The sequence below is a fragment of the Rathayibacter sp. VKM Ac-2801 genome (assembly GCF_009834245.1).
Taxonomy (GTDB): domain Bacteria; phylum Actinomycetota; class Actinomycetes; order Actinomycetales; family Microbacteriaceae; genus Rathayibacter.
On sequence record NZ_CP047183.1, the window covers coordinates 2,929,759 to 2,951,579 of the forward strand.

Below are 21,821 nucleotides of genomic sequence, written 5' to 3' on the forward strand. Positions count from 1 at the left end.
GCCGCGGCTCAGGAGCCGGACTCGTCGCTCCGGCGACGGGTGCGGCGATCGAGCGCGGCCTGCGCCGCCTCGGCGGCCGAGTCGGGGGAGCCGACGGGCCCGGTGGGTCCGGCCAGGGTGCTCGAGAGCGACGACAGCCAGCCGGAGTCGTCGCGGCCGGCGTTCAGCGCGTCCGAGAAGAGGGGCAGCTCACTGCGGGTGGCGTGGATCGCGTAGGACTCGCGGGAGAATCCGTTGTCGGGGACGACGGGTGCCCGGCGGGACGCGCGAGTGGCGCCCGGGGCCTGCTCCTGTCGCGAGGCGTCCGACGCCTGCTCCTGAGGGGCCTGCTCCTGGGGAGCGTCGCGCTCGTCGCGCGGGGTGCTGCTGTCGTGGTCCACGGCGGTCCTCCTGGTCTCCGCCCCGAGCGGAGGAGCGGGCGCCGCCGTGATGGGGCGGCGCCCGGTCAGGCTACCCCTCGTTCAGGGCGTGGCGTCGTCGGTGGCACCCGATCGTGGCGCGGGGCGCCAGACGACCAGCTCGGTCCGGCGCTGCGCGCGCGTCCCGTGGCGCAGAGTGACCACGTCGCCCTCGAGACCGGCGGCGAACACGCGGCGGCCGGGCCGGTTCAGGAGCTCGTCAGCGAGGGCCGACTCCAGCTCGCGCACCCGCTGCGAGAGCGACTGCACCTGGTTCTCGAGCTGCAGGATGCGCGCGATGCCCTCGAGCGAGACGCCCTCGGACGAGAGCCGGGCGACCTCGCGCAGCTGCACCACGTCGCGCATCGAGTAGCGGCGCGACTTGCCCGCGGTGCGGGTCGGGCTCACGAGCCCGAGCCGGTCGTACTGCCGCAGCGTCTGCGGATGCATCCCCGCCAGCTCGGCGGCGACGGCGATCGCGAAGACGGGCGTGTTCTCGTCCATGTCTCCTCCTCCGACCGGTCGCGCCGATCCGGTGCTAGTAGCGGGCCTTCTCCAGGATGTCCTCGCGCGGGTCCTCGTCCGGCTCGGCGGCGGCGTAGGCCTCGAGGGCCTCGCGGGCGGCGGCGGACAGATGGCTCGGGACGGCGACCTGGAGGACGGCGAGCAGGTCGCCCGTGCCCTTGGGGGTCGTGACGCCGCGGCCCTTGACGCGCAGGACCCGCCCACTCGGGGTGCCGGCGGCGACCCGCAGCTTGACGGGCTCGCCGCCGAGGGTCGGCACCTCGATCGTCGCGCCGAAGACGGCCTCGACGAAGGTGACCGGAACCGTCACGCGCAGGTTCAGTCCGTCGCGCTCGAACACGGGGTGCTTGCGGACCGAGACGGTGAGCACCAGGTCGCCGGGCTCGCCGCCGTCCGGGCTCGGGCGGCCCTTGCCGCGGACGCGGATCTTCTGGTCGTCGGCCACGCCGGCCGGGATGCGCACCGAGAGGGTGCGCCCGTCGCCGGTCTGCAGCTGGACGGTGTCGCCCCGGGTGGCGGTGCGGAAGTCGATGGTGGTGCTGGCGGTGACGTCGGCGCCCTTCTGCGGGCCGCCGAAGCCGCGGTAGCCGCCGCTGGGCTGTCCGAAGCGGTTGCCTCCGCCGCCGAACATGCCGCCGAGGATGTCCTCGAAGCCGGGCGGCGGGCCCTGCTGGGTGCTGTAGGAGGTGCGCCCGCCCTGGCCGAACATGCCGCCGAAGACGTCGTCGAACCCTCCGGGCTGGCCGCCCGCGGTGAAGCGCGCTCCTCCGCCCATGGCTCGGATCTGGTCGTACTCCTTGCGCTGCTCGGCGTCCGAGAGCACGGTGTACGCCTCGCTGATCTCCTTGAAGCGCGCCTCGGCCTTCGCGTCCCCCGGGTTGGAGTCGGGGTGGAACTGGCGGGCGAGCTTGCGGTAGGTCTTCTTCAGGTCCGCGGCGGAGACGTCCTTGGACACGCCGAGGACCTTGTAGAAGTCCTTGTCGAACCAATCCTGGCTGGCCATGTGCCTCTTCCTGTGTCGAATGCGGCGAGGGACCCCGCCCCGGTCCGGCAGCGTGCTGCCGAGCGGGGCGAGGTCCTCCGCGGTGGTGGTGCCGGTGGCGGGGTCAGTCGGCGGGGACTGCCACGACCACCTTGGCGGCCCGCAGCAGCGAGCCTCCGAGGTAGTAGCCCGCCTCGACGACGTCCGCGACCGTGGAGGTCTCGGCGCCGGGGGTGGGCTGCTGGAAGATCGCCTCGTGGATGTTCGGGTCGAACAGGTCGCCCACGGCGCCGGTCTTCACCAGGCCGAGCTTCTCCACTCCGCCGCGCAGCTTCTGCGCGATGGCCGTGAAGGGCCCGCCCTCGGCGAGGTCGCCGTGCTTCTCGGCGCGGTCGAGGTCGTCGAGCACGGGGAGGATGACCTTCACCGCGTCGCCGATCGCCCGCTCCTTGTCGACCTGGCGGTTCGCCTCGGTGCGCTTGCGGTAGTTCGCGTACTCGGCGGTGACCCGCTGGAGGTCGGCGAGGTGCTCGGCCGCGAGCGTCTCGGCGCTGGACTGGCCCGACAGGAACGAGAGGTCGGCGTCCGAGAGGCTGGTCTCGACGTCGGGTCCCTCGGCCTCGATGAGGCCCTCCTGGTCCTGCGCGTCCTGCGCCGCCTCGGCTCCCGCCTCGCCGCCGGTGGCCGGCTGCTCCTCGGGGAGGTCCTGGGGCTCGTTCTCGGCTGCCATGGCTACTTCGTGTCCTTCGGCTCGTCCTCGTCGATGACCTCGGCGTCGACGATGTCCTCGTCGTCCTTCTTGTCACCGTCGGCCGGAGCGTCCGCGGGGGCGCTCTGCGCGGCCTGGTCCTGGGAGTAGATCGCCTGGCCGATCTTGGTCTGCGAGGCGTTGAGGGCGTCGAACGCGGTCTTGACGGCCGCGTCGTCGTCGCCGGCGAGCGCGGTCTTCAGCGCGTCGACGTCGCCCTGCACCTCGGACTTGACGTCCTCGGGCAGCTTGTCCTCGTTGTCCTTGATCAGCTTGTCGATCGAGTACGCCAGGGTCTCGGCGTTGTTGCGGATCTCGGCGGCCTCGCGGCGGGCCTTGTCCTCGGCGGCGTGCTCCTCGGCCTCGCGGACCATGCGGTCGATGTCGTCCTTGGGGAGCGACGAGCCGCCCGTGATCGTCATCGACTGCTCCTTGCCGGTGCCCTTGTCCTTCGCGGACACGTGGACGATGCCGTTGGCGTCGATGTCGAAGGTGACCTCGACCTGCGGGATGCCGCGCGGGGCCGGCGCGATGCCGGTCAGCTCGAACGTGCCGAGGTTCTTGTTGTCGCGGGTGAACTCGCGCTCGCCCTGGAAGACCTGGATCGCGACGGACGGCTGGTTGTCGTCGGCCGTGGTGAAGGTCTCGGACCTCTTGGTCGGGATCGCGGTGTTGCGCTCGATGAGCTTGGTCATGATCCCGCCCTTGGTCTCGATGCCCAGCGAGAGCGGGGTCACGTCGATCAGGAGGACGTCCTTGCGCTCGCCCTTGAGGACACCGGCCTGCAGCGCGGCGCCCACGGCGACGACCTCGTCCGGGTTGACGCCCTTGTTCGGCTCCTTGCCGCCGGTGAGCTTCTTGACGAGCTCGGCCACGGCCGGCATGCGGGTCGAGCCGCCGACGAGGACCACGTGCGCGATGTCCTCGACCTTGACGCCCGCCTCGGCGATGACGTCGGTGAAGGGCTTGCGGGTGCGCTCGATCAGGTCGCTGGTGAGCTCCTCGAACTTGGCGCGGGTGAGCGTCTCGTCGAGGTTCGCCGGGCCGTTCTCGGTGAGCGAGAGGTAGGGCAGCTGGATGCTGGTCGAGGTGCTCGAGGAGAGCTCCTTCTTCGCCTGCTCCGCGGCCTCCTTGAGGCGCTGGCGCGCGATCTTGTCCTTCGAGACGTCGACGCCGGTCGAGTCCTTGAAGCGCTTGACCAGGTGATCGACGACGCGCTGGTCCCAGTCGTCGCCGCCGAGGCGGTTGTCGCCGGAGGTCGCGCGGACCTGGATGGTCGAGAAGTCGTCGTCCTTGCCCACCTCGAGGAGGGAGACGTCGAACGTTCCGCCGCCGAGGTCGAAGACGAGGATGAGCTCGTCCTCCTTGCCCTTGTCGAGGCCGTAGGCCAGCGCGGCCGCGGTGGGCTCGTTGATGATGCGCAGGACGTTGAGGCCGGCGATCTCGCCGGCGTCCTTGGTCGCCTGGCGCTCGGCGTCGTTGAAGTAGGCCGGGACGGTGATGACCGCGTCGGTCACCTTGTCGCCCAGGTACTGCTCCGCGTCGCGCTTGAGCTTGCCCAGGATGCGGGCCGAGATCTCCTGCGGGGTGTACTTCTTGTCCTCCACGCCGAAGGTCCAGTCGGTGCCCATGTGGCGCTTGACCGACGCGATGGTGCGGTCGACGTTGGTGACGGCCTGGCGCTTCGCGGTCTCGCCGACGAGCACCTCCCCGTCCTTGGTGAACGCCACGACGGACGGCGTGGTGCGGAAGCCCTCGGCGTTGGCGATGACGGTGGGCTCGCCTCCCTCGAGGACGGCCACGACAGAGTTGGTGGTTCCCAGGTCGATGCCTACGGCACGGGACATATGCGTTGTTCTCCTTCGCGATCGGCGTCGCGCGGGCGGCTGCCGGTCAGTTGACGGGTGGTGCGGAATCCTCTGCGGGAGTTGAGCCCCGCACGCTCAAGTTTACGCATCCGTCGTCTCGCGTCAAGTCCGGTGATGAGAAGTTGAGTCGTATCGGCTCAACTCTCAGACTCGCGGGGCCCGCCGCTTCCAGCCGTTCACCTCCTCCCCCTACGGTGGGCCCATGACGACGCGCACCGGCCGCTGGCCCGTCCTCGCCTGGGGCCTGTGGGACTGGGGCGGCTCGGCGTTCAACGCGGTGGTCACCACCTTCGTCTTCACCGTCTACCTCACCACCGACGGGCTCTTCGGCACCTCGAGCGGAGTCTCGGCCGCGCTCGGCTGGTCGCTCGCCGCCGCCGGCGTGGTCGTCGCCGTGATCGCGCCGATCACCGGCCGCCGGGCCGACCTCGGCGGGCGCCGCCGATTCTGGCTGGGGGTCCACTCCTCCGTCGTCGTCCTCTGCATCCTGCTGATGTTCCTCGTGCGCCCGGACCCGGCCCTCCTCTGGCTCGGCCTCGGACTGCTCGCGGTCGGCACGGTCTTCTTCGAGTTCGCGAGCGTCAACTACAACGCGATGCTCCTCCAGGTCTCGACCCGGGCGACCATCGGCCGCGTCTCCGGCTTCGGCTGGGGCATGGGCTACGTCGGCGGCATCGTCCTGCTGCTGATCGTGTACTTCGGCTTCATCTCGCCCGAGGTCGGGCTCTTCGGGGTGACGGGGGACGACGGCCTCGACGTGCGCGTCTCGATCCTGGTCGCCGGCGTGTGGTTCGCCGTCTTCGCCCTGCCGGTGCTGGTCGCGGTGCCGGAGACGCCGGCGCAGGCGAGCCGGGCGGAGCGGGTGGGAGTGATCGCCTCCTACCGCGCGCTCTTCGCGCAGGTCGCCGCCCTCTGGCGCGAGAGCCGCAGCACCGTGGCCTTCCTCATCGCCAGCGCGGTGTTCCGCGACGGGCTCACCGGGGTCTTCACCTTCGGCGGCGTGCTGGCGCAGGGCACCTTCGGCTTCGACGCCGGCGAGGTGATCCTGTTCGCCATCGCCGCGAACGTCGTGGCCGGAGTGGCGACCATCTCGGTCGGCGCTCTCGACGACCGCATCGGCCCCAAGGCCGTGATCGTCGCCTCGCTCATCGGACTGGTCGTCTGCGGCACGGCCGTCTTCGTCCTGCACGACGGGGGGAGCACGGTGTTCTGGATCTTCGGCCTGCTGCTGTGCCTGTTCGTCGGCCCGGCGCAGTCGGCGAGCCGCAGCTACCTCGCACGCCTCATCCCGGAGGGACGCGAGGGCGAGATCTTCGGCCTCTACGCGACGACCGGGCGGGCCGCCTCGTTCCTCGCTCCCGCCGCCTTCGCGGCCGCCGTCTCGATCGCCGCGGCCGTCTCGGGCAGCGGCGAGGCGAACGTGCAGTACTGGGGCATCCTCGGCCTCGTCCTCGTCCTCGCCGTCGGGCTGGTGCTGCTCCTGCCGGTGCGCCGCCCGCCGGCGACCGCCCCCGTCGACGCCTGAGCGCCCGCCCCTGCGACGGCCTTCGCCCCTCCCGCGAGATGCCACCTCTGACGCTCGCGCGCGGCGTGTCGCCCTCGTCAGTGGCGTCTCGCGAGCCGACCGGGCCTCGCAGGGCGGCGCGACTTCGCGAGATGCCACTTGGGTACGCGACACGCCGTCGAAGGCGTACCGAAGTGGCATCTCGCGGCGGAGAGGCCGCGGATCAGGCCGTGGCGATCCAGAACACGATCAGCAGGAGCGTGACGAGGAAGCCGGTCAGGAAGTTCACCGCGAGGAAGCGCTTCCAGCCCGCGTTCGCCCGCTCCGCCTCGGCGTCCTCCAGCGACCGGTACGGCCAGATGCTCACCGCGTACGGCACCGCCAGGATCGCCGCGAGGGTCCCCGGCCAGGGCAGCAGGAGCAGGAGCAGGCCGCTCGCGACGTAGGCGGCGATGGCGAAGCGCGTGGTCGCCTTCGCCCCGATCACGGTCGCGATCGAGCCGATGCCGCCCGCCCGGTCGGCGAGGATGTCCTGCACGGCGCCGAAGGCGTGGCTCGCGATCCCCCAGAGGAAGAACGCCACGAGCAGCGCCACCAGCGGGCCGGTGACCACGGTGCCCGCGAGGGCGATCCCGTAGACGGCGGGGCTGACGAAGTGGGTGGCCGAGGTCAGCGAGTCGACGAACGGACGCTCCTTGAAGCGGAGCCCCGGCGCGCTGTAGGCGATCACGGCGAAGACGCTGATCGCGAGGACCAGCCACGAGACCGGGGACCCGAGCAGCACGAGCGCCACCAGGAACGGCACGTTCGTGGCCACCGCCGCGATCAGAGTGGCGCGGTGCTCGCTGCGGTCGAGCACGGCCCCCTCGACGCCGCCCTTGCGGGGGTTCCGCAGGTCGGACTCGTAGTCGAAGACGTCGTTGATCCCGTACATCGCGAGGTTGTACGGGATGAGGAAGTAGATCGTGCCGAGCACGAAGGCGAGGTCGATCTCGCGGGTGGTCAGCAGGTACGCCGCCGCGAACGGGTAGGCGGTGTTGACCCAGCTCAGCGGGCGGCTCGAGACGAACAGCGCGCGCAGCCGGTTCACGGCTCGCTCCGACGTCGCGCGGGCAGGAGCACCCAGAGCGCCGGGAGGGCGAGGGCCGCGGCGATCGCGTAGGCGAAGTCCTCGATCGGAGCGACGCCGATCCGGATCCCCGAGATCAGGTCGTCGTCGTAGGCGACCAGCAGGCCCACTCCGATCATGATGTTGTCGAAGACGGCGGTCGTCACGAGCAGCACGGCGAGCGTCCCGAGGACGGCGGGCAGACGCAGGACGCGCCGGCGCAGCGCGAGCAGCAGCAGCACCAGCACCACCGCGAGGAACACGGCGTTGAGGAGGAGGTAGGTCACGCGCGCGCCTCCCCCCGCCGGGCGACCCGCTGCGAGAGGAAGCCGTGCACGTCCATCGTCAGGTAGCAGAGCAGGGTGAGGAAGAGGACCTCCTCGACCGGCAGCTCCGGCGCGAGCTGCAGACCGGTCATGTAAGAGGTCTCGCCGCGGAAGAAGACGCCCAGGCCGATCCCCACGAGGTCCCAGATCAGGAAGAACGCGACTCCCACGGGCAGCACGATCGAGGCGCGGCGCGCGTCCGCCCAGAAGAACAGCCGGAAGCGGCGATCGAGCACGACCATCCCGGTGATCGAGACGAGGAGCGCGAGCAGGTAGAGGATCCCCACGCCTACTCCCCCACGGCGACGGGCGCGACCGGGGCCGACGGTGCCTCCCGCACGGGCAGAGGCTCGGTCGACACGTCGCCGCGCACGCGCTTGAGCATGACCTCGGCGCTGATGATGCACATGGGGAGGCCGATGCCGGGGATCGTGGAGCTGCCGGCGAAGAGCAGTCCGTCGACGTGCCTGCTGACGTTCCCGGCGCGGAAGAAGGCGCTCTGCGAGAGGACGTGGGCCGGTCCGAGCATCGAGCCGCGCCAGGCGCCGAGATCGCTCTCGAAGTCGGCCGGGCCGATGGTGCGGCGGACGACGATGCGCTCGGCCAGGTCGGTCGCGCCGGTCCAGGTCGCGATCTGCGCGATGGCCTGGTCGGCGATGGCCTCGACCCGCGCGTCGCCTGCGCCGTCCACTCCCCCGTGGCCGATCGAGGTGTCGGCCGGGATCGGCACGAGCACGAACAGGTTCTCGTGCCCCTCCGGTGCCACGCTCGCGTCGGTCGCGCTCGGGCGGCAGACGTAGATCGACGCGGGATCGGGGACGGTGGGGTGCTCGCCGAAGATCTTGTCGAAGTTGTCGCGCCAGTCCTTCGTGAAGAGCAGGGTGTGGTGCTCGAGCTCGGGCAGCTCCCCGCGGACGCCCAGGAGGACGAGGACGGCGCTCGGGCCGGGCTCCCGCTTCTCCCAGTAGGCGGGCGGGTAGGTCCGCAGCTCCTCGGGGAGGAGCGACTGCTCGGTGGTGTAGAGGTCGGAGGCGTTGACGACCAGGTCGGCGGGGATCCGCTCCGTGCCGTCGGGGCCCGTGAACTCGACTCCGACGACCTCGGCGCCGCGGCGCCCGCCGCGGGGCGAGCGCGAGGTGAGGATCCGCGTCGCGGGCGAGGACGTGCGGACGGTGACGCCCGCCTCCTCGGCGACGTCCGCGACCGCCTCGATCAGCTTCGTGAATCCGCCCATCGGGTACAGCACGCCGTCGGCGAGGTCGAGGTGGCTCATCAGGTGGTACATGCTCGGCGCGGCGAACGGCGAGGAGCCGAGGAAGACGGCCGGGTAGCCGAGGATCTGGCGCAGCCGGTTGTCGGTGACCGCCGTCGCCGCGAACGTGTCGAGCGGCGTGAGCAGCAGGCGGCCGAGCCTCCCGGTGCGGCTGAGCACGTCGCGGCGCAGCAGCGGGAGGAAGGAGGAGAAGCTCGTGTAGAGGAAGCGGCGCTTGGCCATCTCGTAGGTGTCGCGCGCGGAGTCGAGGTACGCGCGCATCCGCTCGCCCGCTCCGGGCTCGATGCTCTCGAAGAGCGCGAGGTTGGACTCGAGGTCGGCGAGCACGTCGATCGGCTCGTCGACGCCCTCGCTGTAGACCCGGTAGCCGGGGTCGAGCGTGACGAGGTCCAGACGCTCCTCGGCGCTGGTGCCCATCAGGCGGAAGAAGTGGTCGAACACCTCGGGCATCAGGTACCAGGAGGGACCGGTGTCGAAGCGGAAGCCCTCGTGCTCCCACGAGCCGGCGCGGCCACCGACGGCCTCGCGCGCCTCCAGGAGGGTCACGTCGTAGCCGTCGCGCGCGAGCAGCGCGGCGGAGGCGAGCCCGCCGATCCCGCCGCCGATGACGACGGCGCGGTGCGGGCCGGTCCTCGAGCGGGTCGCGCGGACGGGGCCGGGGCCCAGGCGCGGGCCGAGCGTCGAGACGGCCGCCTTCGCGGCGAGAGCCGCCTTGGTGGCCGTGGGCACGCTGACGCGGGCGCGGAGGAGCTCCTCGGCGGGCGTCGCGCGGATCCGGTCGGCCAGGGCGGCGAAGAGGGAGTGGGCGAGCACGACCGCGCGCCGGCTCGAGCGCGGGAGCTCGGGCACGATGGTGGCGGCCTGGGCGAGGTCGTCGTCGAGGTCGGCGAGCAGCGAGGCCTTGTCGCCTTCGGAGAACGCGCGCGGGTCGACTCCGGGGAAGTAGCTGCGGCCGAGTCCGTCGACGTCGGCGGCGAGATCGCGGAGGAAGTTGACCTTCTGGAACGCGGCGCCCAGGCGGCGGGCCCCGGCTACGAGGCGCTCGCGGGCGGCCTCGGAGACGAGCCCCGCGTCCGGCGCCGCGAGGAACACGTGCAGGCACATCAGCCCGACGACCTCGGCCGAGCCGTAGACGTAGGCCTCGAAGGACTCGGGGGTGTGCTCGGTCTCGCGGAGGTCGGCGCGCATCGACGCGAAGAACGGCCGTGTGAGCTCGGTGCCGAATCCCGTCGCCCGCGCAGTCCGGGCGAAGGCGTGGATCACGAGGTTGGAGCTGTAGCCGGAGGCGAGCGCGCGCTCGGTCTCGGCCTCGAAGGCCTCGAGGGACTCCTCCACCGCGGCCCGGTCGAGACGGGCCTCCTCGGCGACGCCGTCGACGATCTCGTCCGCGACGCGCACGAGGGCGTAGACGTCCTCCACCCGCTCGCGGACGCCCGGGGCGAGCAGGCGCGTGGCCAGCCCGAAGGAGGTGGAGTAGCGGCGGATCACCTGCGCGGACGACTCGTGCGCGACGCGGTCGTACAGTTCGCTCTGGCGGCTCATCGTGCCACCGTACGGGGGCTCGGCCGGGCGGAGCGCATCGTCGCGCGCATCCGCGCGTGGCGGACGGCGCTCATCGGGTGCGGCCGACCACGCTGGCCACGAGCGGGCGGACCTCGTTGCGGAACGCCTCCGACACCGCAGGGGTCTCCAGAGCCGCCCAGGCGCGGTCGGCGAACTGGTTCGCGAGCCCCTCGGCGTAGCTGCGGGCGCCGCACTCCTCGAGGATGCCGCGCACCTTCTCCGCGGTCTCGGGCGCGAGGTGCTCGTCGCCGATCAGCGCCTCGATGTCGGGCCAGCAGTCCGTGCCGGCCGCGTGGGCGATGAGGACGGTGCGCTTGCCTTCGCGGAGGTCGCCCAGCGTGGTCTTGCCGGTCTGCCCCTCCGAGCCGAAGACGCCGAGCAGGTCGTCGACGATCTGGTAGGCGATGCCGATCCAGCGGCCGAACTCGCCGAGCGCGTCCACCGCGGCGTCCGAGGCCCCGGCGAGGATCGCTCCGGCCTGCAGCGGCGCCTCGAACGAGTAGACGGCCGTCTTGAGGCGCTCCATCTCGAGCACCTCGTCGACCGAGGGCATGCCCGGCATGAGCGAGAAGTCCACATCGGCCAGCTCGCCGGCGGCGGAGGCGAAGACGGCCTCGTCGAGCAGGGTGAGCAGGCGGGCCCGCACGCCGTCGGAGGCGCCGACGCCCTCGACGAGGCGGTGGGCGCCGGTGAGGGCGAGGTCTCCGGCGATCACGGCCACCGAGGTGCCGCGGTGCTCGGCGATCGGGATGGAGAGGCCCGCGGTCGTGGCCTCGTCGCGGTAGCTGCCCGAGACGTTCGGGCCGCCGCGGCGCACGAAGTCGCGGTCGATCACGTCGTCGTGCACGATCAGCGCGGTGTGCAGCAGCTCGAACGCCGCACCGAGATGGGCGGCGGCCTCCGGATCCTGGCCGCCGTGGGCCTCGTACGCCGAGATCACCATCAGCGGGCGGAAGCGCTTGCCGCCGCGGGTGTTGGCCTCCAGCGTCTGCCAGAGGGTCAGGTAGCGGGGTCCGAGACGCACCGCCCGGGACCTCGCCAACGAGAAGAACCTGTCCAGGACGGCATCGACGTGCTCCTGCCTCAACCGGGACAGAACCACGGGGTCGCGCGTATCCACGGGGGAAGGCTAACAAAGGGGAGAACCAGGACGATAAGCCGGCTGATGTGTTGCGGCATGCTTGACTTGCCGGTATGACTTCGCCAGGCGCCGCCGTGCAGACGGACCAGATCGAGCAGGTGGTCCTCCTCGACGAGGCCGGTAACGCCGTGGGGGTCGCCGACAAGGCGACCGTGCACGACACGGACACTCCCCTGCACCTCGCGTTCTCCTGCCACGTCTTCTCCCCGGACGGCGCGCTGCTGGTGACCCGCCGAGCGCTGGAGAAGCGCACGTGGCCGGGCGTCTGGACCAACTCCTTCTGCGGGCACCCCGCACCGGGCGAGCGGATCGAGGACGCCGTCGTCCGCCGGGCCGAGCGCGAGCTCGGCGCCCGGCTGGCCACGCTGGAAGTCGCCCTGCCGGACTTCCGCTACCGCGCGGTCGACGCGTCCGGCGTCGTCGAGAACGAGATCTGCCCCGTCTACACGGCGACGCTCATCAGCCGCGACGCCCTCGATCCGCGCCTCGACGAGGTCATGGACTACGAGTGGGTCGACGCCGAGGCGACCCTCGCCGCCGTCCGCTCGACCCCGTGGGCGTTCTCCCCCTGGCTCGTGCTCCAGCTCCCCCGCCTGCTGGGCTGAGCGCCTGATCCCTCGCCGCGAGATGCCGCTTCGGTACGCGTTCTCCGGCGTGTCGCGTACCCGAGTGGTATCTCGCGGAGGGCGTCAGTCGGTGTAGACGTCCGTGCGGTGGAAGTTGAGCGCCGAGCGCGACGCGGTCGGACCGCGCTGGCCCTGGTACCGCGAGCTGTACTCCGCCGAGCCGTAGGGCTTCTCGGCGGGCGAGCTGAGGCGGAAGAAGCACATCTGGCCGATCTTCATCCCCGGCCAGAGCGTGATGGGCAGCGTCGCGACGTTGCTGAGCTCGAGGGTGACGTGGCCGGTGAAGCCCGGATCGATGAACCCGGCGGTCGAGTGGGTCAGCAGCCCGAGCCGTCCGAGCGAGCTCTTGCCCTCGAGGCGCGCGGCGATGTCGTCCGGCAGGGACACCTCCTCGTAGGTCGAGCCGAGCACGAACTCGCCCGGGTGGAGGATGAACGGCTCGCCCTGCGGCGTCTCGACCAGGCGCGTCAGCTCGGGCTGGTCCTCGGCCGGATCGATGTACGGGTAGCGGTGGTTGTCGAACAGCCGGAAGAAGCGGTCGAGGCGCACATCGACCGACGACGGCTGCAGCATCGACGGGTCGTGCGGCGAGAGCCCCACGCGGCCGGAGGCGAGTTCGAGCGAGATGTCGCGGTCGGAGAGGAGCACGCTGCGATCCTAGGGCGTGGCGCGAGCCCGGGGCGTGGGCCGGTCGCGGGCCTTGCTACGATGTCCTGGTGCGCCCGAGCGGCGCCGCGCGAGTGTAGTTCAATGGTAGAACTTCTGCTTCCCAAGCAGATGGCGCGGGTTCGATTCCCGTCACTCGCTCTCCTCCCCCCACTCGACGGGGCCCTCCGCCCGGCGCGAGCGGCTCCTCCTCCGGCGCTGCAGCGACGTCCGTCAGCCCAGCAGCGGCAGCCGCCCGACGATCCTGTCGATCCGGTTCCTCGGCCCCACCAGGCTGACCGCGAGGTACTGCAGCTCGTCGGAGCGACTGGCCAGCACGGCCTCCCGGTACTCGTCGTACACGCGGGTGGCCTGCGCCGAGGCGGGCATGTCGGCGACGAACGTCCCCTCGTGCGCCTCGGCCTTCGCCCGGATCGCGAGCAGGGTCGCCGCGTCGGCGGCGAGGACCGTGCATCCGGCCCACGGCAGACCGGGATGCAGCGATCCGGAGGCGTCGGCGGGGCTCGGTCCGAGCAGTCCCGCGACGTGCGCGGCCGTCGCGGCGCCCACGCAGATCGCGGCGTTCACGGCGCGGCCTGCCGGGAGGGACTCGTCGACGACGACCACCCACTTGAGGCGGGCGGAGCGGGTGGGGGCGGCGGTGTCGATCTCGTCGAGGTGGAACCCGACGGCGTCGGGGGCGGGGATGGTCATACTGCTCCTCGGTTCGTGCGAAGTGACGTCACGAACAGTAGGCAGCAGGAGCAGCCTCCGGCAGGATCTCCGTATGAACGACCAGCAGAACGGCCCAGGAGCGGCACTCGACGAACTCGACATCCGGATCCTGCAGGTCCTGCAGTCGGAGGCACGGATCACGAACCGGGACCTCGCAGCCGCGGTGCACGTCTCACCGACCACCGCTCTCGACCGCACGAGGAGCCTCCGGCGCCGCGGCGTCATCACCGGCGCGACGCTCACCCTCGACTTCGCGGCCCTCGGGCGCGGCGTGCAGGCGGTGATCGCGGTCCGCATCCGCCCGCCCTCGCGCGAGATCATCGAGGCGTTCCGCGACTGGGTCGCCGGCCTCGACGAGACGGTCGGCGTGTTCGTCACCTCCGGCTCCGAGGACTTCATCATCCACGTCGCCGTCCGCGACAACCAGGACCTCTACGCCTTCGTCATCGACGAGCTGACCCAGCGGCGCGAGGTCGCGGACGTGCGCACCTCGGTGGTCTACGAGCACCTGCGCGAGCAGGTGGTCCTGCCGCTGGAGCCGCACGGCCGCGCGGAGCGGTGAGGCGCCCGAGCGGCGGATCCGACGCGACACGCCGGGCGGATCCGCGGCAGCGCGCGGGATCGGTGGATGCAGAGGGCAGGGTGGAGGGGTGACAGAGCTCGTCCAGATCCCGTCGCCGGGCGTCGCCCTCGAGTACGGGCACCCCGGCCGGCCCGTGGTGGTCGTGCTGCACGACGTGTTCGGGCGCCTGCCGTGGCTCGAGCCGTTCGCCGAGGCCGTGGCGAAGCACGGCTACCACGTGCTCGTGCCGGACCTCTACGACGGCTGGGCCACGCTCGCCCCGGAGGACGCGCGGGACCTCGCCGCGATGGCCGCGCAGGACCGCACCCTCGCCGCCGTCGCCGAGGCGGTCGGCACCGGAGTCGCGGCCGGGGCCCCGCACAGCGCCGTCATCGGGTTCGGCTTCGGCGGCCGCCTCGGGCTGCTCGCCGCGGGCACCGGGCTCGTGGACGCGAGGGTCGCGTACTACGCCACCCTCGGTGCGGAGGAGCACGTGCTGGTCCCGTGCCCCACCCTCCTGCACTACGCGCAGAGCGACGAGTGGCCCGCGGGCGACGACCCGGAGTCGTTCGTCGGACGGCTGAAGGAGTCGGGGACGCCGGTCACGGCGCACACCTACCCGCACACGCAGCGGCACTTCGCGAACGGCAACCTGCGCGACGCGGTCAGCCCCGCCTCCGCGGCGCTCGCCTACGCGCGGACGCTCTCGTTCCTCAATCCGCAGCTCATCGACACCTGAGCACTCAGCCCTGCACGTCGTGCAGGTGGTGCTGGACGTCGTGCAGGTAGTAGCGGGCGATCGTGTCGACCGTGAACGCCGCGCCGTCGCTGCGGCGGCCTCGGCGCTGCCACTGGGCGCCGGCGACGGAGTCGAACACCTCGGCGATGCGCTCGGCCGCCTCGACCAGCTCTCGGCCGACCTGCACGGGGTCCTGCTGGTCGTAGCGCTCCTCCACGGCGGTGACGTCCTGGTCCCAGTTGGGGTAGAGCGGGTCGTCGCCGGCGAGCATCAGCTGCACGCGGGTGCGGTAGATCCGGTGCACGTCGCGCACGTGCGCGGCGTACTCGAGCGGCGACCAGGTCTCGTCGTCGGGCCGGCCCGCCGCGTCGTCGCGGTCGAGCACGTAGGGCCAGGCGGCGGCGTTCTCGCGGATGAGCTCGGCGACCTCGTCGGCGTCGACGAGCGAGGCGTCGAAACCGCACTCGAGGCAGGGGCGCTCGAGGACCCAGGTCCAGTCCTTGGTGTCGGGAGTGATCGGCATGGCACCAGAGTAGGGCGCCGCCGGATCAGCAGCGCGTCGGGGTCCCCTGCACGGCGCCGCGCTCGCCGTCGGCCGTCCACGGGAGCTGGGGCAGGCCCTCCGCTCCCGCCGCGGCGCCCTGCTCGACCGCGATCGCGGCCAGGGTGCGGGCGACGGTCGCGGCGAAGTCCCCGCCGGGCGTCGAGCTGTTGATCGAGACGGCCACGGTCAGGCCCGAGACCGGGTCGGAGTAGGCCGCGGTGACGAAGCCGGGCGCGAGGCCCGAGAAGCCGCGGAGGGGTCCCGCCTCGTGCCCGCCGAGGCCGGCGCGGAGGTAGTCGGCGCGGCCCTGGCCCTGGACGACCGGGTCCTGCCACATCGCGTCGCCTGCGGGATCGGCCGCGAGGCCCGTCGCCAGCCGCCGGAGGTCCTCCAGATCGGTGAGCGCTCCGCCCGCGGCGCCGAGGGCGGACGGGGACGCGGCGGTGACGTCGAGCCGCACGTCGCAGCGCTTCTCCCCGGTCGCCGGGTCCAGCGCGACCGCGTAGCCGCGGGGGGACGGAGCGGGCAGGTCGACCTCGGAGGCGCCGGGCAGCTCCGTGCTGCGCAGCCCGTACCGCGGCACCACGTACTGGTCGTAGAGCTCCCCGATGCTCCGACCGGTCACCTGCGCGGCGACGATGCCGGCGAGCAGCGGACCGGTCGCGGAGTCGGACCACGCCGCTCCGGGCTCGGCCGAGGCGCCGCGCACCTGGGCCGCGGCGAGCAGCTCGAGCGTCGGCCACTGCCGCGGGGGGTTCTGGAGCACGGTCGGCCAGAGGGCCGAGCGGAAGTCGGCCAGGCCGGAGGTGTGCGCGCAGAGCTCCCGCAGGGTGAGACCGTCGATGCCGGGCAGCGAGCGCAGCGTCTCGCCGACGTCGGCGTCGAGGTCGACCCGGCCGGAGTCGGCGAGGGCGAGGACCACGTCGCAGGTCATCGCCTCGGTGCCGCCGGTGCCGAGCCGCAGGTGCGCGTCGGTGGTGAGGGCGGTGGTGCGCTCGTCCGACTCCCAGCCGACCGCGCCCTCCCAGCTGCCTCCCCAGGGAGACCAGACTCCGGCGACCGCTCCTGTCGCGCCTGCGACGCCGACCGTCTCGTCGAGGAACCCCGACAGAGCGGAGGCGAGCTCCTCCGATGCGGCCTGCGCGGGCGCCTCTGCCACGCGCGAGGCGGTGGCGGGCGTGCAGCCGGCCAGTGCGAGCACGAGGACCGGGACGGCGAGCAGTCCCGTCCGCGTCGGTCTGCGAGATCCCATGCCGTGCGACTCCCCCGTCGTCTGCGAACGGCACCACTGTACGGGGGCGTCGTCGGGCCCGAGAGGGCCGCTGTCGGCCCGATCGCGATTCGTGTCCTGACCGTGACCGGCGGAGTCCACCGGGTTCCCAAACCGGCAGGCGCCGGGTTACGAAGAGAGGGAGTACAGCGCAGAGGCGCTGCTCGAAGGAGGTAGGAGACCATGCGCAGATCCCCCAATCGACTGCTGGCGACTCTCTTCGGAGCCGTCTACGTCGTCGTCGGGCTCCTCGGCTTCGTCGTCACCGGCGGCGTGCAGTTCCTCTCGACCGACGGCGGTCTCCTGCTCGGGATCTTCGAGGTGAACCCGCTGCACAACATCGCCCACCTGCTCATCGGAGGCGCGCTGCTGATCGCGGGCCTCTCGACCGCGGCCGCGGCGAAGACCGTCAACACGACCGTCGGAGCGGTGTACCTGCTGCTCGGCATCGTGGGCTTCTTCCTTGTCGACACCGCCCTGAACGTGCTGGCGCTGAACACCGCCGACCACTTCCTGCACCTCGCCAGCGCGCTGGTGCTGCTGGGAGTCGGACTCGGTACCGAGAAGACGGCGAGGACGCGCACCGCCGCGACCGCCTGACCCGGGCGGCACCCGCCGCCCCCCTCTACTCCGTCCGCCGTGGGCCCGCCGTTTTCCGCGGCGGACGGACTGAACGGCCCCGGACGACACGATGCGGTGTGTCGATCCGGGGCCTCCTTCTTCCCCGATCCAGCGAAGGAGCCGCCATGACCACCGTGGCCCGCTGCAACGCCGCTTTCGCCGGACTCGGCGCCGGACTCGTCCACGTCTCGCTCGCCGCCGGCGGTGAGGGCGTGCAGGCCCCGGTGGTCGGGGTCCTCGGCGCCGTCGAGATCCTCTGGGCGGTCCTCGTCCTGGCGCGTGGCCGGATCGTCGTGCCGCGCACCGCGCTGGTCGTCGCGGTCGCCTCTCTGGCGGCTTTCGCGCTCGCTCTGGCCCTCGGCGCACTCGCCGAACCCCTTCCCGCGCTGGCCGCCGCGGTCCTCCAGCTGATCGCGGTCGCCGTGGTGGCCGTCTCGCTCCGCTCTCCGCGCGCCGAGGAGAAGGCCGTCTCGCCGTCGCGAGCTCTCGTCGGACTCCTGGCCGGCGCCCTCACCGTCTCGGCCCTCGCCACCCCCGCCCTGGCCGCCTCCTCGGGCGGGTCGGGCGACATGGGCGGGATGATGCACTCGGTCGTCGACGGCGGACACGGGCACTGACGCCCTCTGGTCCCGGCGACTCCGCTCGGCTAAGGTAAGGCAGACCTAAGTAGCGAGGGAGGCCACCGTGTCGAACGTGATCCCGTTCTCCGAGGCCCTGCGCCTGCGCATCGGGCAGTCCGGCGCGGACGACGAGGGCGCCGCGTTCATGACCTCGCTGATGACCGGCTCCGGGAGCCGCGACGACTACATCGCCCTCATCTCGCAGCACTACTTCGTCTACGAGGCCCTCGAGGCCGTGGCGGAGGACATGGCCGGCGATCCGGTCGCGGAGCCCTTCCTCTCGGCCAAGCTCACCCGGCTCCCCGCGATCGCGGAGGACCTGCGCTTCCTCGTCGGCGAGGACTGGCGCGAGCGCATCGACCCGCTGCCCTCGACCATCGCCTACGTCGACCGGATCCGCACCGTGGCCGCGGGCTGGAGCGGCGGCTTCGTCGCCCACCACTACACGCGCTACCTAGGGGACCTCTCCGGCTGCGCGATCGTCCGCACGCTGCTGCAGCGGCGGTTCGGCTTCGAGACCAACGGTGTCGGCTTCTTCCTCTTCGGCGAGATCGCCGCTCCCTCGGCCTTCCGCGCCACCTATCGCGAGCAGCTCGACGCCGCGGGCTGGGACGAGGAGGAGCGCGAGCGGGTCATCGCGGAGGTCGCGGAGGCGTACCGGCTGACGACGGAGCTGTTCCGCGATCTCGCCCGGACGTGCGCGGCGGCCTGAGGCCCCTGCTCCGACGTCCTCTGCGGGGCGTCAGTCCGCCGACGCCTCCGCGACGGCGGCCGGCTCCGCCCGCCGCTCGGACATGAACCGCAGCACGTCCTTGTCGACGATGATGTCGCTCGGCCGGAGCGGACGCGTCAGGTAGAGCCCCTCGAGGCTCGTGATGCGGCTGAGCGCCACGTAGGTCTGCCCGGGCGCGAACGCGCGCTGGCCGAGGTCGACCACGGCCGAGTCGTAGGTCTTGCCCTGCGACTTGTGGATCGTGACCGCCCACGCCAGCCGCAGCGGGAACTGCGCGAACTCGGCGACGATCTCGCGGGTCAGCTTCTTCGTCGCGGCGGAGTAGGAGTAGCGGTAGCGCTCCCAGGTCGCGGGCTCGACCTCGTGGACCTCGCCGTCGACCTCGACCCACACCGTCCCCGCGACCTTCGTCACCCGGCCGATCGTGCCGTTGACCCAGCGCTGCTCCGAGTCGTTGCGCAGGAACATCACGTGCGCGCCGATCTTGAGCTCGAGGTTCTGGTCCGCCGGGTAGGCGCGCCCGCCGAAGTCGCCGCTGATCTCGGCCGAGGCGGTCTTCAGCGGGCCCTTCAGCCGCGCCAGCGCCGCCTGGTTGATCCGGTTGACGGTGTCGTTGCGGGTCGCGAGCGTGATCGCGTCGTCGGCCGGAGGCGTCCGCGCGCCCGCCGCGTTCAGCACGTCGGCGATCTCCTTCGTGACCATGCCGAAGCGGACCGCGTTGAGCATCCACTTGAAGCGCTCGTCGCTCTGCCGGTGGATCCGGCCGAGCTCGACGATCCGCAGCGGCGCCTCCTGCCAGACGAGGGCGTCGAAGAACCACAGCGAGCGGTAGCGGTCGGCGAAGTAGGCGCGCTCCTCCGGATCGCCGGGGACGGGTGCGAGCTGGAACGGGTCGCCGAAGAGGACGACCTGCACGCCCCCGAACGGCTCGGAGCGCCGCTGCCGCGCCTGCCGGAGGCTGCGGTCGATCCCGTCGAGCAGGTCGGCGTTGACCATCGAGATCTCGTCGATGACGAGGGTGTCGATGGTGTTGAGGAGCTTTCGCAGCTCGGGCGGCTGGTCGAGGTCCGAATCGGCGATGACGCCGATCGGCAGCCGGAACAGCGAGTGGATGGTCTGGCCGCCGACGTTCAGCGCCGCGACACCGGTGGGGGCGCAGATGACGATCTGCTTGTCGGTGTTCCAGCTGAGGTGGTTGAGCAGAGTGGACTTGCCCGTGCCCGCGCGACCCGTGACGAACAGGTGCTCGCGGGTGTTCTCGATGAGGTCGAAGACCCGCTGCTGCTCGTCGGAGAGGGTCGGCTGAGTCACCGCTCCACTGTACCCAGCGGAGACCGGCGCCCCGCCTCCTCGCCCGTCTCGGCCGGCGGGAGCGGCGGGGACGGCAGCCTGGGGAGGAGGCGGGCGGCCGGCTTACACGTCGCGGACGCGGGTGACCAGGAGGGCGGGGACGAGGGCCGCGGCGGCCCAGGCCAGCGAGGCCAGGACGGCGGTGCCGACGCCGACGCCGGTGCCGGACTCGTCCGGCAGGCGGGAGAGCGTCGTCCCCAGGCTCGAGAGCAGGTAGCGGGACGCGTCGGTGATCCACTGCGCATCGAGGAGGGCTCCGGCCAGCGAGACGACGATCGGGAGTACGAAGAGGACTCCGACGGCCGTGCCGATCGCCGCGGCGGAGCTGCGCAGCAGCGCACCCAGCCCGACGGAGAAGGCTCCGAGGACCGCGAGGTGGAACGCGCCGCCCACCAGCGCGCCGAGGACCTCGCCGTCGACCACCGGTGCCGCTCCCTTGCCCGCCAGCTGCACGGCGATCAGGGCGAACGACCCACCGGTGGTGATCAGGCCGAGCACGAAGGCGGCGAGGGCCACCGTCCCCGTGCGGGCGAGCAGCGAGGGGAGGCGCCGCGGGACGGCGGTGTAGGTCGACCGGATCATCCCGGTCGTGTACTCCCCTCCGATCGAGAGGGCTCCGAGGACGGCGACGACGAGTCCGACCAGCTGCAGATGGACCGTGGCGGCGGTTGCCGCGAGCTGGGTCGCCCCCTCGACGGACTCGACACCGTCGAGGGTCCCTCCGAGGATCGCGGCGAGACCGAGGGCGAGGAGGACCGAGACCCAGAGGGACCACCAGGTGGACCGGACGGTCGCCAGCTTGAGCGCCTCCGAGGCGACGACTCCCCCGGCTCGGAGCCGGGCGCCGTCGAGAGCGGAGGGACGGGGGGCGGTGCTCTGAGCGGTCATCGGACGGCTCCTTCCGTGGCGGGGGCCGTCGCGGTGGCGTACTCGACGGCGTCCGCCGTCATCGCCGTGTAGGCGTCCTCGAGCGATCGGGTCAGCGGGGTGAGGGCGTGCAGGACGATGCCGCCGCGCAGCGACAGCTCGCCGATCGCGGGGGCGTCGAGGCCCTCCACGTCGAGGCCGCCCTCGGTGCGGGTCACTCGGGCGCCGCCTCCGACGAGCAGCTCGGCCAGGCGGTCGGCCTCGGGGCTCGCGACGCGCACCCTGGGGCGCGCCTCCGCGAGGAAGTCGGCGAGAGGGGCGTCGGCGAGGACGCGGCCCCGGCCGAGGACGATGATGTGGTCGGCCGTCTGCGCCATCTCGCTCATCAGGTGCGACGACAGCAGGACGCACCGGCCGTCAGCGGCCCGGCTCCGGACGAAGTCGCGCACCCAGCGCACGCCCTCGGGGTCGAGCCCGTTCACCGGCTCGTCGAGCAGCAGCGTCTGCGGGTCGCCCAGCAGTGCGGTCGCGATGCCGACACGCTGGCCCATCCCGAGCGAGAAGCCGCCGACGCGCTTGCGGGCGACGCTCTGGAGCCCGACGAGCTCGATCACCTCCTCGACACGGGCCCGCGGGATGCGGTGAGTGGCGGCGATGACGCGGAGGTGGTCGCGCACGGATCTCCCCCGGTGCGCCGCCTTCGCGTCGAGCAGCGCCCCCACCTCTCGCAGCGGCGCGGCGTGCTCGGCGTAGGGCCTGCCGTTCACGCGGACGGAGCCCGACGTCGGCCGGTCCAGCCCGACGATCATCCGCATGGTCGTCGACTTGCCGGCGCCGTTCGGACCAAGGAAGCCCGTCACCCGGCCCGGTTCGACGGTGAAGTCGATCCCGTCGACGGCGGTCTTCGCGCCGAACCTCTTGGTCAGTCCTCGTGCCTCGATCATGAGGCCCCCTCTCTCGTCCGAGCCGCCCGGCACGGCCTCGGAGGAGGGCCCGGCCGAGCGGCGCGGCCAGTCTAGGAACGGGAGCGTCGTCGCCGTCGGCCGTGGCGCGAGATGCGGGGGTGCGCCCAC

Annotated in this window: 24 protein-coding genes and 1 tRNA gene; 8 read left to right on the plus strand and 17 right to left on the minus strand. The window is 72.3% G+C overall.

Annotated elements, in window-relative coordinates:
- Nucleotides 1-8 precede the first annotated feature (8 nt).
- The 5 genes from GSU45_RS13670 to dnaK all read right to left on the minus strand — a co-directional run bounded on the left by GSU45_RS13670 (nt 9) and on the right by dnaK (nt 4,500).
- On the minus strand, nt 9-380 hold the full coding sequence (locus tag GSU45_RS13670) for a hypothetical protein (protein ID WP_159915675.1): 372 nt from the start codon (nt 378-380) through the stop codon (nt 9-11).
- Nucleotides 381-461: 81 nt separating this feature from the next.
- Nucleotides 462-902 (minus strand): MerR family transcriptional regulator, encoded by a 441-nt coding sequence (locus GSU45_RS13675; RefSeq protein WP_104315058.1) that lies wholly within the window; start codon nt 900-902, stop codon nt 462-464.
- Between the two features lie 34 nt (nt 903-936).
- Nucleotides 937-1,926, minus strand: a complete 990-nt coding sequence (locus GSU45_RS13680) for a DnaJ C-terminal domain-containing protein (protein WP_159915677.1) — start codon at nt 1,924-1,926, stop codon at nt 937-939.
- Nucleotides 1,927-2,029: 103 nt separating this feature from the next.
- Complete coding sequence (locus GSU45_RS13685) at nt 2,030-2,635, minus strand: nucleotide exchange factor GrpE (protein WP_104222889.1); 606 nt, start codon at nt 2,633-2,635, stop codon at nt 2,030-2,032.
- A 2-nt stretch (nt 2,636-2,637) separates the two neighbouring features.
- Entirely contained in the window at nt 2,638-4,500 is a 1,863-nt protein-coding gene (dnaK, locus tag GSU45_RS13690; protein WP_104222890.1) for a molecular chaperone DnaK, read from the minus strand.
- A 223-nt stretch (nt 4,501-4,723) separates the two neighbouring features.
- Here dnaK and GSU45_RS13695 point away from each other — a divergent pair, with 223 nt between their 5' ends.
- Nucleotides 4,724-6,046, plus strand: a complete 1,323-nt coding sequence (locus GSU45_RS13695) for an MFS transporter (RefSeq protein WP_159915679.1) — start codon at nt 4,724-4,726, stop codon at nt 6,044-6,046.
- A gap of 202 nt (nt 6,047-6,248) precedes the next feature.
- Here the strand turns inward: GSU45_RS13695 and GSU45_RS13700 are convergent, their stop codons facing one another.
- From GSU45_RS13700 to GSU45_RS13720, 5 genes are all read right to left on the minus strand, one after another.
- On the minus strand, nt 6,249-7,115 hold the full coding sequence (locus GSU45_RS13700; protein WP_159915681.1) for a prenyltransferase: 867 nt from the start codon (nt 7,113-7,115) through the stop codon (nt 6,249-6,251).
- Complete coding sequence (locus tag GSU45_RS13705; RefSeq protein ID WP_159915683.1) at nt 7,112-7,420, minus strand: lycopene cyclase domain-containing protein; 309 nt, start codon at nt 7,418-7,420, stop codon at nt 7,112-7,114. The genes GSU45_RS13700 and GSU45_RS13705 overlap by 4 nt, the downstream gene beginning before the upstream one ends.
- Nucleotides 7,417-7,746 carry a lycopene cyclase domain-containing protein gene (locus GSU45_RS13710; protein ID WP_159915685.1) on the minus strand — a complete coding sequence of 110 codons (330 nt, stop codon included), beginning with the start codon at nt 7,744-7,746 and terminating at the stop codon, nt 7,417-7,419. Before GSU45_RS13710 ends, GSU45_RS13705 begins: the two co-directional genes overlap by 4 nt.
- Before the next feature lie 2 nt (nt 7,747-7,748).
- On the minus strand, nt 7,749-10,274 hold the full coding sequence (gene crtI / locus GSU45_RS13715; RefSeq protein ID WP_159915687.1) for a phytoene desaturase family protein: 2,526 nt from the start codon (nt 10,272-10,274) through the stop codon (nt 7,749-7,751).
- Nucleotides 10,275-10,344: 70 nt separating this feature from the next.
- Complete coding sequence (locus GSU45_RS13720; RefSeq protein ID WP_244229492.1) at nt 10,345-11,319, minus strand: polyprenyl synthetase family protein; 975 nt, start codon at nt 11,317-11,319, stop codon at nt 10,345-10,347.
- A 170-nt stretch (nt 11,320-11,489) separates the two neighbouring features.
- Here GSU45_RS13720 and idi point away from each other — a divergent pair, with 170 nt between their 5' ends.
- On the plus strand, nt 11,490-12,041 hold the full coding sequence (gene idi / locus GSU45_RS13725; RefSeq protein WP_159915689.1) for an isopentenyl-diphosphate Delta-isomerase: 552 nt from the start codon (nt 11,490-11,492) through the stop codon (nt 12,039-12,041).
- Nucleotides 12,042-12,125: 84 nt separating this feature from the next.
- On the opposite strand, the gene dcd is transcribed toward idi, so the two are convergent.
- Complete coding sequence (dcd, locus tag GSU45_RS13730) at nt 12,126-12,710, minus strand: dCTP deaminase (protein WP_159915691.1); 585 nt, start codon at nt 12,708-12,710, stop codon at nt 12,126-12,128.
- An 88-nt stretch (nt 12,711-12,798) separates the two neighbouring features.
- Between dcd and GSU45_RS13735 the strand changes: the two genes are divergently transcribed.
- Nucleotides 12,799-12,869: transfer RNA gene (locus GSU45_RS13735), tRNA-Gly, on the plus strand.
- Nucleotides 12,870-12,941: 72 nt separating this feature from the next.
- Here GSU45_RS13735 and GSU45_RS13740 read toward each other — a convergent pair.
- Complete coding sequence (locus GSU45_RS13740; RefSeq protein WP_159915693.1) at nt 12,942-13,421, minus strand: DUF2000 domain-containing protein; 480 nt, start codon at nt 13,419-13,421, stop codon at nt 12,942-12,944.
- Nucleotides 13,422-13,494: 73 nt separating this feature from the next.
- Between GSU45_RS13740 and GSU45_RS13745 the strand changes: the two genes are divergently transcribed.
- Together GSU45_RS13745 and GSU45_RS13750 are read left to right on the plus strand one after the other, a co-directional pair.
- Nucleotides 13,495-14,004 carry an Lrp/AsnC family transcriptional regulator gene (locus tag GSU45_RS13745; RefSeq protein WP_159915695.1) on the plus strand — a complete coding sequence of 170 codons (510 nt, stop codon included), beginning with the start codon at nt 13,495-13,497 and terminating at the stop codon, nt 14,002-14,004.
- Nucleotides 14,005-14,092: 88 nt separating this feature from the next.
- Complete coding sequence (locus GSU45_RS13750; RefSeq protein WP_159915697.1) at nt 14,093-14,743, plus strand: dienelactone hydrolase family protein; 651 nt, start codon at nt 14,093-14,095, stop codon at nt 14,741-14,743.
- Nucleotides 14,744-14,747: 4 nt separating this feature from the next.
- Here GSU45_RS13750 and GSU45_RS13755 read toward each other — a convergent pair whose 3' ends face one another.
- Nucleotides 14,748-15,266: a DinB family protein gene (locus tag GSU45_RS13755; RefSeq protein WP_159915699.1), complete on the minus strand. Its 519-nt coding sequence runs from the start codon at nt 15,264-15,266 to the stop codon at nt 14,748-14,750.
- Nucleotides 15,267-15,291: 25 nt separating this feature from the next.
- Nucleotides 15,292-16,539 carry a serine hydrolase domain-containing protein gene (locus GSU45_RS13760; RefSeq protein WP_159915701.1) on the minus strand — a complete coding sequence of 416 codons (1,248 nt, stop codon included), beginning with the start codon at nt 16,537-16,539 and terminating at the stop codon, nt 15,292-15,294.
- A gap of 201 nt (nt 16,540-16,740) precedes the next feature.
- Between GSU45_RS13760 and GSU45_RS13765 the strand changes: the two genes are divergently transcribed.
- The 3 genes from GSU45_RS13765 to GSU45_RS13775 all read left to right on the plus strand — a co-directional run bounded on the left by GSU45_RS13765 (nt 16,741) and on the right by GSU45_RS13775 (nt 18,510).
- Nucleotides 16,741-17,157 (plus strand): DUF4383 domain-containing protein, encoded by a 417-nt coding sequence (locus GSU45_RS13765; protein WP_159915703.1) that lies wholly within the window; start codon nt 16,741-16,743, stop codon nt 17,155-17,157.
- A 146-nt stretch (nt 17,158-17,303) separates the two neighbouring features.
- Nucleotides 17,304-17,795, plus strand: coding sequence for a hypothetical protein (locus GSU45_RS13770; protein ID WP_159915705.1), 492 nt, complete (start codon nt 17,304-17,306; stop codon nt 17,793-17,795).
- A gap of 67 nt (nt 17,796-17,862) precedes the next feature.
- Complete coding sequence (locus GSU45_RS13775; RefSeq protein ID WP_159915707.1) at nt 17,863-18,510, plus strand: biliverdin-producing heme oxygenase; 648 nt, start codon at nt 17,863-17,865, stop codon at nt 18,508-18,510.
- Nucleotides 18,511-18,540: 30 nt separating this feature from the next.
- Here the strand turns inward: GSU45_RS13775 and GSU45_RS13780 are convergent, their stop codons facing one another.
- The 3 genes from GSU45_RS13780 to GSU45_RS13790 all read right to left on the minus strand — a co-directional run bounded on the left by GSU45_RS13780 (nt 18,541) and on the right by GSU45_RS13790 (nt 21,692).
- Complete coding sequence (locus GSU45_RS13780; RefSeq protein ID WP_104222908.1) at nt 18,541-19,842, minus strand: DEAD/DEAH box helicase; 1,302 nt, start codon at nt 19,840-19,842, stop codon at nt 18,541-18,543.
- 102 nt (nt 19,843-19,944) lie between these two features.
- Entirely contained in the window at nt 19,945-20,769 is an 825-nt protein-coding gene (locus GSU45_RS13785) for a hypothetical protein (RefSeq protein WP_159915709.1), read from the minus strand.
- On the minus strand, nt 20,766-21,692 hold the full coding sequence (locus GSU45_RS13790) for an ATP-binding cassette domain-containing protein (protein WP_159915711.1): 927 nt from the start codon (nt 21,690-21,692) through the stop codon (nt 20,766-20,768). Before GSU45_RS13790 ends, GSU45_RS13785 begins: the two co-directional genes overlap by 4 nt.
- Between the last annotated feature and the right edge of the window lie 129 nt (nt 21,693-21,821).

Coding starts and splice junctions, on each gene's coding strand:
- GSU45_RS13675 (WP_104315058.1), bottom strand. CDS start 902: ATGGACGAGAACACGCCCGTCTTCGCGATCGCCGTCGCCGCCGAGCTG.
- GSU45_RS13680 (WP_159915677.1), bottom strand. CDS start 1,926: ATGGCCAGCCAGGATTGGTTCGACAAGGACTTCTACAAGGTCCTCGGC.
- GSU45_RS13685 (WP_104222889.1), bottom strand. CDS start 2,635: ATGGCAGCCGAGAACGAGCCCCAGGACCTCCCCGAGGAGCAGCCGGCC.
- dnaK (WP_104222890.1), bottom strand. CDS start 4,500: ATGTCCCGTGCCGTAGGCATCGACCTGGGAACCACCAACTCTGTCGTG.
- GSU45_RS13695 (WP_159915679.1), top strand. CDS start 4,724: ATGACGACGCGCACCGGCCGCTGGCCCGTCCTCGCCTGGGGCCTGTGG.
- crtI (WP_159915687.1), bottom strand. CDS start 10,274: ATGAGCCGCCAGAGCGAACTGTACGACCGCGTCGCGCACGAGTCGTCC.
- idi (WP_159915689.1), top strand. CDS start 11,490: ATGACTTCGCCAGGCGCCGCCGTGCAGACGGACCAGATCGAGCAGGTG.
- GSU45_RS13740 (WP_159915693.1), bottom strand. CDS start 13,421: ATGACCATCCCCGCCCCCGACGCCGTCGGGTTCCACCTCGACGAGATC.
- GSU45_RS13745 (WP_159915695.1), top strand. CDS start 13,495: ATGAACGACCAGCAGAACGGCCCAGGAGCGGCACTCGACGAACTCGAC.
- GSU45_RS13755 (WP_159915699.1), bottom strand. CDS start 15,266: ATGCCGATCACTCCCGACACCAAGGACTGGACCTGGGTCCTCGAGCGC.
- GSU45_RS13760 (WP_159915701.1), bottom strand. CDS start 16,539: ATGGGATCTCGCAGACCGACGCGGACGGGACTGCTCGCCGTCCCGGTC.
- GSU45_RS13765 (WP_159915703.1), top strand. CDS start 16,741: ATGCGCAGATCCCCCAATCGACTGCTGGCGACTCTCTTCGGAGCCGTC.
- GSU45_RS13770 (WP_159915705.1), top strand. CDS start 17,304: ATGACCACCGTGGCCCGCTGCAACGCCGCTTTCGCCGGACTCGGCGCC.
- GSU45_RS13785 (WP_159915709.1), bottom strand. CDS start 20,769: ATGACCGCTCAGAGCACCGCCCCCCGTCCCTCCGCTCTCGACGGCGCC.
- GSU45_RS13790 (WP_159915711.1), bottom strand. CDS start 21,692: ATGATCGAGGCACGAGGACTGACCAAGAGGTTCGGCGCGAAGACCGCC.